The 7,000-nt window shown below is 59.8% G+C and carries 11 protein-coding genes and 2 pseudogenes; 5 read left to right on the top strand and 8 right to left on the bottom strand.

Annotation, left to right across the window (positions count from 1 at the left end):
* Both B5D58_RS13125 and B5D58_RS13935 read right to left on the bottom strand, forming a co-directional pair.
* Positions 1-242 (bottom strand): annotated as a pseudogene (locus tag B5D58_RS13125) (IS982 family transposase); the annotation flags it as partial.
* 351 nt (positions 243-593) lie between these two features.
* Positions 594-758 carry a hypothetical protein gene (locus tag B5D58_RS13935; protein WP_158297480.1) on the bottom strand — a complete coding sequence of 55 codons (165 nt, stop codon included), beginning with the start codon at positions 756-758 and terminating at the stop codon, positions 594-596.
* A gap of 9 nt (positions 759-767) precedes the next feature.
* Between B5D58_RS13935 and B5D58_RS13115 the strand changes: the two genes are divergently transcribed.
* The 3 genes from B5D58_RS13115 to B5D58_RS13930 all read left to right on the top strand — a co-directional run bounded on the left by B5D58_RS13115 (position 768) and on the right by B5D58_RS13930 (position 2,531).
* Positions 768-1,892 carry a Fic family protein gene (locus B5D58_RS13115; protein WP_011112963.1) on the top strand — a complete coding sequence of 375 codons (1,125 nt, stop codon included), beginning with the start codon at positions 768-770 and terminating at the stop codon, positions 1,890-1,892.
* Between the two features lie 83 nt (positions 1,893-1,975).
* Positions 1,976-2,188, top strand: coding sequence for a helix-turn-helix transcriptional regulator (locus B5D58_RS13110; protein WP_041357364.1), 213 nt, complete (start codon positions 1,976-1,978; stop codon positions 2,186-2,188).
* Positions 2,178-2,531: a hypothetical protein gene (locus B5D58_RS13930; RefSeq protein ID WP_041356890.1), complete on the top strand. Its 354-nt coding sequence runs from the start codon at positions 2,178-2,180 to the stop codon at positions 2,529-2,531. The genes B5D58_RS13110 and B5D58_RS13930 overlap by 11 nt, the downstream gene beginning before the upstream one ends.
* Before the next feature lie 81 nt (positions 2,532-2,612).
* Here B5D58_RS13930 and B5D58_RS14510 read toward each other — a convergent pair whose 3' ends face one another.
* Both B5D58_RS14510 and B5D58_RS14505 read right to left on the bottom strand, forming a co-directional pair.
* A complete protein-coding gene (locus B5D58_RS14510) occupies positions 2,613-2,921 on the bottom strand; it encodes a helix-turn-helix domain-containing protein (RefSeq protein WP_371937212.1) in 309 nt (102 codons plus the stop codon).
* 123 nt (positions 2,922-3,044) lie between these two features.
* Positions 3,045-3,491: pseudogene (locus B5D58_RS14505) on the bottom strand (type 1 glutamine amidotransferase family protein); the annotation flags it as partial.
* A gap of 198 nt (positions 3,492-3,689) precedes the next feature.
* Here B5D58_RS14505 and B5D58_RS13095 point away from each other — a divergent pair.
* On the top strand, positions 3,690-3,992 hold the full coding sequence (locus B5D58_RS13095) for a putative quinol monooxygenase (protein WP_007182542.1): 303 nt from the start codon (positions 3,690-3,692) through the stop codon (positions 3,990-3,992).
* A gap of 444 nt (positions 3,993-4,436) precedes the next feature.
* Here B5D58_RS13095 and B5D58_RS14350 read toward each other — a convergent pair whose 3' ends face one another.
* The 3 genes from B5D58_RS14350 to B5D58_RS14345 all read right to left on the bottom strand — a co-directional run bounded on the left by B5D58_RS14350 (position 4,437) and on the right by B5D58_RS14345 (position 5,501).
* Positions 4,437-4,571 (bottom strand): hypothetical protein, encoded by a 135-nt coding sequence (locus B5D58_RS14350; RefSeq protein WP_256335825.1) that lies wholly within the window; start codon positions 4,569-4,571, stop codon positions 4,437-4,439.
* A 65-nt stretch (positions 4,572-4,636) separates the two neighbouring features.
* Positions 4,637-5,383 carry a DCL family protein gene (locus B5D58_RS13090; RefSeq protein WP_011112970.1) on the bottom strand — a complete coding sequence of 249 codons (747 nt, stop codon included), beginning with the start codon at positions 5,381-5,383 and terminating at the stop codon, positions 4,637-4,639.
* Positions 5,376-5,501: a hypothetical protein gene (locus B5D58_RS14345; protein ID WP_256335826.1), complete on the bottom strand. Its 126-nt coding sequence runs from the start codon at positions 5,499-5,501 to the stop codon at positions 5,376-5,378. Before B5D58_RS14345 ends, B5D58_RS13090 begins: the two co-directional genes overlap by 8 nt.
* A 132-nt stretch (positions 5,502-5,633) precedes the next feature.
* Here B5D58_RS14345 and B5D58_RS13085 point away from each other — a divergent pair, with 132 nt between their 5' ends.
* Complete coding sequence (locus B5D58_RS13085; RefSeq protein ID WP_011112971.1) at positions 5,634-6,548, top strand: helix-turn-helix transcriptional regulator; 915 nt, start codon at positions 5,634-5,636, stop codon at positions 6,546-6,548.
* A gap of 174 nt (positions 6,549-6,722) precedes the next feature.
* On the opposite strand, the gene B5D58_RS13075 is transcribed toward B5D58_RS13085, so the two are convergent.
* A partial coding sequence (locus tag B5D58_RS13075; protein WP_143779598.1) for an integrase core domain-containing protein occupies positions 6,723-7,000 on the bottom strand: 278 nt, incomplete at its 5' end.

Here is a 7,000-nt window from a genome sequence, read left to right as displayed (position 1 = left end):
CTCGGCAACTTCGGAAACTCAGCCTGCAAGTGACGGCATACGTAAACCAGGTAGAAACTCTTGAACTGGCGAAAGCGCAATTGATGAAACAAAACGGTCAAGGTCATCAACTCCGACAAACTCAACCCGCTGCAGCGCTTGCGCTTCTTTACCCCTGTTTCCAGAAGGCGGCGTTCTAAAGCGGGCTCGAATTGGCAGCAGAAATCATCTATGAGACAAAAAAGTTCAGTTAAACTGTCCATGAGCGCCTCCTGAATGCGATTGATTTGTTTTTGGAAACATAATCTTACGCAAAAAGGCGGGCGCTCACTTCCTCTTTTCTTATCCCGAACTCAGGTTACAGTAAGGATTTCAAACAGAAAAAAACCCAACCTTCATCGGTTGGGTTTTTTGGTATTGGTGGTGGGGTGGTACCCCGCATCAAACGACTATTGAAAGTACGGAATCGAAGCGCTGCGGGTTGCTGCGAACCAGTGCGAACCGGAGCGAAAAGCCTGCCGGTACGCCCGTCGGCAGTGGACGATCAAGCAGGTTTTTCGGACTGATTGGTAGTCGGAATACGGCCTCAACCTCGTCTGCTTTCCGTGGCCAGTTCAATTCCCGAAACGGGAACTGAACCCGCGTCCGTTGCCACAGCCAATAACACACCCATTTACACCCATTCCTGGGGCAAGGCGATCCGTCATGCGGCGAATGGTGACCACATTCACCGCACAATGCGCGGCGATTGACTTGCGCGTGCGGAGATTGCAGTCCATAATCTCCGCATGAATAGCGGCGAATACAAATACATCTGGCAGGCCAGTGACTGGCCAAACTGGCGCTTCGACCTGGCGGCGCTGGCCGAGCCCATGGCTGAGGTCAGTCGTGCCCAAGGGCTCTTGATGGGGCGTCTGGCTGACGTCGGCATGGCCTTGCGTGACCAAGCGAGTCTCGCGGCGCTCACCGAGGACGTGGTCAAGACCAGCGAGATCGAAGGCGAGCAGCTCAACGTTGAATCCGTGCGCTCGTCCATCGCCCGCAGGTTGGGCGTTGACATCGGCGCGCTCGCTCCGGTCGATCGGCATGTCGAAGGCGTGGTCGAGATGGTGCTCGATGCCACCGCCAACTGCCAGGCACTGGTGTCGCGTGAGCGTCTGTTCGGCTGGCATGCCGCACTGTTTCCTACCGGCTATTCTGGGCTCTCCAAGATCAACGTCGGCGGCTGGCGCGACGATGCCACCGGCCCGATGCAGGTGGTGTCCGGACCCATCGGCCGCCAGCGGGTGCATTTCGAAGCACCGCCGGCCGATCGCCTCGAGACCGAAACCAGCCGCTTCCTCGACTGGCTGAATGGCACATTAAACGAACCGCCACTGCTCAAGGCAGGCCTTGGCCATCTGTGGTTCGTCACTCTGCACCCATTCGATGATGGCAATGGCCGTATCGCCCGGGCCATTGGCGATCTGCTGCTGGCGCGTGCCGATGGCAGCCCGCAACGCTTCTACAGTTTGTCGGCGCAGATCCAGCGCGAGCGCAAGGCTTACTACGACATCCTGGAGAGGACGCAGAAGCGGTCGATGGATGTCACCGAGTGGCTTGCGTGGTTCCTCGACACGCTTCATCGCGCCGTCGACCAGGCCCAGCACACGCTGGACGCTGTCCTGACGAAAGCGCGGTTCTGGCAGCGATGGGCGACGACCCCGTTGAACGAGCGGCAGGTGAAATTGCTGAACAAGCTGCTCGATGGTTTCGAGGGCAAGCTCACCAGCAGCAAGTGGGCGGCCATCGCCAAATGCTCGCCGGACACGGCACTGCGCGACATCAACGATCTGCTGACGCGGGGCGTGCTGCGCAAATCGGATGCCGGCGGGCGTAGCACCAGCTACGAGCTGAATGATCTGCCCGAGTAGCGGCGCTTCCTGGAATTGCCTTGGCTCGCGGCCGGAACAGCGCCCTCATGGACTCCTGCCAACTCGTTCGGACGGAGACCAAGATGGAAGTCGCTCACCTCAATCAAAAACAACTCGCTGCCCGCTGGAGTATCAGTGAGGCCACCCTGGAGCGCTGGCGCAGCGCGGGGATCGGCCCCAAGTTTCTGAAGCTCTGCGGGCGCGTGCTCTACCGGCAGGCCGACATTGAGGCATACGAGGAGTCGTGCCTGGCGACCTCGACCAAGACCGTGGTGGCCCAGGTCAGTGTCAGCTGAGAAATGTTCCGATTCGTCGGTAGATATCGACAAGTACCGACGATTTGCAACGTCGGCGGCACCGCCGGCCATCTGGGCGATTCAGTCGCCGGAAACGGGCATCAAACTCGTCTGCGATGGGATGTCGGTTCAATTCCCAAACCCTGAATCGAACCCGTGTCCGCACGGTAGTTCAAACGGTGGGCTCGGCGGCTGCGTCATTGTCGGCGGCGGGGTCGGTGAGCCGCCGAATCGTCAGTGCACAGCGTTGCTCAATCAAGGTATTGATTTGCTCAACCACGACATTGCCAGCAAAACTTTGTCCGGGGTCAAACTGGAGCTTGCGCGCCGTGGCGGGCAGTAGTTTTGTCAGGTCCAAATGCGCCGTTTGGCCTGCGTCAGTTTCCCGGCGGTCTCCAGCCGTACATACACCAAACGCCTCTGGTCATCCACCGCGTCGCAACTCTCTGACACTCCGGCCCAGCTTGCGGCGCAACAGGGCCCGCAGGGTCACCCCATCCGAGTACCCGACCTGTGCGGCGACTTGGTCGACGCTCGCGTTTCCGGTGCGCAAGAGATGCACGGCATGCTCCACGCGCAGATCCTGGAAATACGACAGCGGTGTCTTGCCCAAAACGCTTTGCAGCCGCCGCGCCAAGGTGCGCTCGCTTGTGCCCGCGGCGCTGGCCGCCTCGGCCAGCGAGAACCCCTTCGCGAGCCGACGTCTGGCCCAGCACTCGAAGCGCTCCACCATCGGGTCGGCATGCGCAAGGTGGTCGGGAATCACGAACTCGGCTTGCGAACTGCGTGTCTCGACCAGCAGATAGCGTGCCACCAGGGTCGCCAGCGCTGGACTGCGCCCCCGGATGATGCGCAAGGCCAAGTCGACGTGGGCTAAAGCGGCACCCGCGGTAGTGAAGCGTGTCGAGTTCACGATCATGCGTGACTCGTCCAGCGTGACGTTCGGATAGCGCTGCCGAAACATCGGCCCCAGCCACCATGACGTCGTCGCACGATGTCCATCAAGCAGGCCACTCTCTGCAAGCAAGAAACTACCGGAGCAGGCGGCACCAAGGTGCGCGCCAGCGGTGGACCACTGCTGTAGCATGGCGACCGCATCGGGCACGTCGGGGCGTGTGAGCCGAGCCGAGAGCGTGTCAGGCATCTTGTCACCAAACGCGGGCACGAGCACGACGTCTGGTTCCGGCACACCACGCGCAGTGACCACGGGGACCGTCAAGCCTTGCGCAGTTCGGATGCGACGCCGCACGCCCACCAGCGTGAGCTCTATGTGCGCGGGAGCCTGTGGCAGCGAGCCCGACATCGCATTGGCCAAGCCCACTGTGTCAGTGAGCGCCGCAAGCCCCAGATCAAACACGCCATCACAAACAAGGATGTGGAGTTTCATGGCAACAATGATATCAAAGTTGTCATTATTGCCTATAGAGATGGCTGTCATGAAGATTTAGACTGCAGGCTCGTCGATCCCTTCACCTAACCCATTTACCCAAAGGATTACAGTATGACCAAGCTCGCCCTGTTTGTTCGCCTCGAAGCCAAACCCGGCCAGGAGGCTGCGCTTGCCGACTTCCTGGCCAGCGCACTGCCGCTCGCCAACGCCGAGTCCGGCACCACTGCCTGGTTCGCATTGAAGTTTGGCCCTTCGACGTTTGGTGTGTTCGATGCCTTTGCCGATGAGGCAGGTCGCCAAGCACATCTGAACGGCCAGATCGCCGCGGCCTTGATGGCCAACGCCGCGACCTTGCTCAGTTCTCCGCCCAATATCGAGAAGGTCGAACTGCTTGCAGCCAAACTGCCTGCATGACAACCCGGCCTTGACCCAATCAGGTCACGCTGCAGGATGGGGGGCACACGGCCCTACGCAGCGATCCCCCTCCAATTGCACTTGCCCAGGGAGCTACCTTCCACAGCGATTGGGGGGGCAATATTGCAGCCAGAACTTCCAAGCTGTGTCAGCAAGCAGGGGCAACATCAGGGCGAGCTGAGATGTTCCGATTCGTCGGGTAGTTATCGAGAAGTACCGACTGTTTGCAACGTGTCGGTACCGAGAGCCGTCTGGGCGAGCCAGATTTCCGGCCCATTGGAAGTCCGCAGTCCGCAAGCGCGGATCGATCGAGCGATTTGTTGAAAATCAACGTCCTAGCATCGGGCCGTGCGGGCTAGTGAGGGTTCCTGCGGGTTCATGCGGAAAGATTCGAACTCCTGCGGGGTCTGGGTGGGGTGGAACCCTGCGCCAAACCTCAGTAACTCAGCGCCTTACAACCGCTTCGCACTGCTGCGGAAAGGTGGGGACTCCAGCCCTTGCTGCCTGCAGTTCTACCAGTTCCGCCCGGCCGAGATCATCAGCCGAGTGCATCAGACAGGGCGTCAGTTCGATTCCCATTTGAGGAATTGAACCCGCGTCCGCCAGACGTCTACGCGGGCCTGATCGCAGGCGACCGGAGCGGGTCACGCTAGCCGGACTGGCCGTGCAACCTTTGGCCGGCGGGCTGAACTCGCGGTCTGTAGGTTTGCTTCCCGGCTGAGAACCCGAAGGACCGCTTGGTCATGGTGGAACGCTCGGAATGCCTCAGTCACAGCGCTGTCCAGGAATGTTGCCGTGGTCTGGCCGTCAGCCGGGGTGGAAACGATGCCGTCCGGGATGTCCCTCGACCAACCCCTGGCAGCCCGAAATCCACTCACCATGTGCGAGAAGTACGGCCATGCGTGGTCAAGGTGTGCGTCGTCGATGGTGACCATCTTTCCGGTTAACTCACACTCAACCCGGCCCTGATCATCGCCGTACTGGGCAAACGCCTGCTTCTTGGCGAGGACGAGGTCGAGTGCGACCGCCTGCCGGCATGCGTTGTAGAAATCTTGGGACCGCCCCTTCGGCCTGCCCTTGACCGCATCGATGTACGAGAAGTCGGTTTCAGTGCCGTCCTGCCGAACAACCCAGAACCCCGGCGTGCTCCAGCCGATCCCTGTATTCAGGCGTCGCTCAAAGTGAGCAATCTGGCCGGCACCTTTTGCGGGCTCCCCAACAGCATCGAGCACCGGGTCAAAACGCTCGATGAGCGCCACCAGGTCTGTGTGGTCAGCCGGGTCGGCGATCCGCTGACCGTCCTGATACCGGTGAAGCAGCGCCTTATAGTGGTCGAGGGCACTGCTCTGGGTTCGGAAGCTCCGCGAGCCGATTACGACAGGTTTAGCCATCTCTCATTTCTCCTGGCGCAGCAATAGCAAGCCCGGCGTCCGCCCGCAGATCGACGACGTCCACGCAGGGCCGTCCTTTGTGGGGCACGCCCGGCTGACCCCATCGGCTTCCGCTCATCGTAGCCCTCTGTCGGTAACAATATGCGATGGACTGATGCGCAACGTCAATTCATCGACATATTATCGTGCGAGGCATATACTACCCGCAAGAGCACCAACTAGCGATCATTAACCCGAAACGGCAGCCAGGATGTCCAACGAACAGCTTGCAGACCTGACCCAGCCCCAGCGCGACCGACTTGCGTTTATCGAGTTGCGCCTGCGCTTCATCGGAGAGATTCGCCGCCAAGACCTGGTGTCGCGCTTTGGCATCCAGGCGGCAGCGGCAACCCGGGACATCGGAATCTACAAGGATCTCGCCCCTGGCAACCTGGATTACGACACCAAGAACAAGGTGTACGGCTACGCGGATGGATTCACGCCAGTCTTTGATTTCCCTGCAGAGCGGGTCTTGGCGTGGCTCTCACAGGGTTTCGGTGATGGCGAGCCTTCGGCCCTCAAGTCCTGGATCACTTGTGAGATTCCTTCCAGACTCACAAAGCCAGGACTCGACACGCTCGCTTGTGTTACTCGGGCAATCCATCAGGAGCGCCCGCTGAAAGTCACCTACCACTCCTTGTCGAGCGGCGAGACTGAGCGCGAGATCGTCCCGTTTGCGTTAATCGACAACGGCCTGCGCTGGCATGTCCGCGCCTTCGATCGACGCAGCAAGGATTTCCGGGACTTTGTCATCACGCGCATGCAGCGTTCCGTGATGCTGAAAGACAGCCACGTCCTGCCCCACGAAAAAAGTGACCAGGACATCCAGTGGACGCGGATTGTGGAGCTGGAGCTGGTGCCGCACCCGGACCAACCGCGCCCCGAGATCGCGGAGATGGATTACGGCATGACCGGCGGCATGGTGAAGATGAAGCTCCGTGCAGCGACTGCTGGCTACATCCTGCGCAAGTGGAGCGTCGACTGCTCCGCAGACCATAGCCTTCGCGGGCCTGAGTACAGACTTTGGCTCAAGGACCACTTGGCCTTGTATGGCGTCAAGAACGCCGTGCTGGCGCCAGGGTATGCGCCTTTGGATGCGGCCCGCGCGGTAGCGGATTGTGACTAAACAGTGGATATCACTGCCTGCGCCGGTCGCGCCGGCAGAACAAACGAATGATGAGATTTGAGATGAAAGAATCCTACCTGCCCACGTTGCTACAGATGAGACTGCTCGTTGGCTTCCTTGGTGAGCGTGCTCAGTGCGCCTTGAACCGTCCCGACAATCGAGGAGGCTATTTGGTTAAAGTAAAATATCCATCAATGTCTTATTATCCTGGGTTTGTCGGTAGTTTTCTTCAGCCTGAGCTGGAGGAATATACCCGATAGATCCAAGCAGGCGTTGATGGTTATACCAGGCAACCCATTCCAAAGTTGCCAGCTCCACAGCAGCCCTGGTTTTCCAGGGAGCTCTCCTGTGTATCAGTTCAGCCTTGTACAGGCCATTGATCGTTTCAGCCAGCGCATTATCGTAACTGTCACCGCGACTGCCGACAGACGGTTCAATACCGGCTTGTGCCA

It is taken from the genome of Nitrosomonas europaea, assembly GCF_900167395.1.
In the GTDB taxonomy this organism is placed as follows: domain Bacteria; phylum Pseudomonadota; class Gammaproteobacteria; order Burkholderiales; family Nitrosomonadaceae; genus Nitrosomonas; species Nitrosomonas europaea.
This window is presented reverse-complemented; position numbering and strand designations above follow the sequence as displayed.

What these genes read in the sequence shown, in the direction of transcription:
- B5D58_RS14345 (WP_256335826.1), bottom strand. Translation starts at nt 5,501, where the DNA reads ATGAGCGGAAGCCGATGGGGTCAGCCGGGCGTGCCCCACAAAGGACGG.
- B5D58_RS13085 (WP_011112971.1), top strand. Translation starts at nt 5,634, where the DNA reads ATGTCCAACGAACAGCTTGCAGACCTGACCCAGCCCCAGCGCGACCGA.
- B5D58_RS14350 (WP_256335825.1), bottom strand. Translation starts at nt 4,571, where the DNA reads ATGGGAATCGAACTGACGCCCTGTCTGATGCACTCGGCTGATGATCTC.
- B5D58_RS14510 (WP_371937212.1), bottom strand. Translation starts at nt 2,921, where the DNA reads ATGGTGGAGCGCTTCGAGTGCTGGGCCAGACGTCGGCTCGCGAAGGGG.
- B5D58_RS13090 (WP_011112970.1), bottom strand. Translation starts at nt 5,383, where the DNA reads ATGGCTAAACCTGTCGTAATCGGCTCGCGGAGCTTCCGAACCCAGAGC.
- B5D58_RS13110 (WP_041357364.1), top strand. Translation starts at nt 1,976, where the DNA reads ATGGAAGTCGCTCACCTCAATCAAAAACAACTCGCTGCCCGCTGGAGT.
- B5D58_RS13935 (WP_158297480.1), bottom strand. Translation starts at nt 758, where the DNA reads ATGGACTGCAATCTCCGCACGCGCAAGTCAATCGCCGCGCATTGTGCG.
- B5D58_RS13115 (WP_011112963.1), top strand. Translation starts at nt 768, where the DNA reads ATGAATAGCGGCGAATACAAATACATCTGGCAGGCCAGTGACTGGCCA.
- B5D58_RS13095 (WP_007182542.1), top strand. Translation starts at nt 3,690, where the DNA reads ATGACCAAGCTCGCCCTGTTTGTTCGCCTCGAAGCCAAACCCGGCCAG.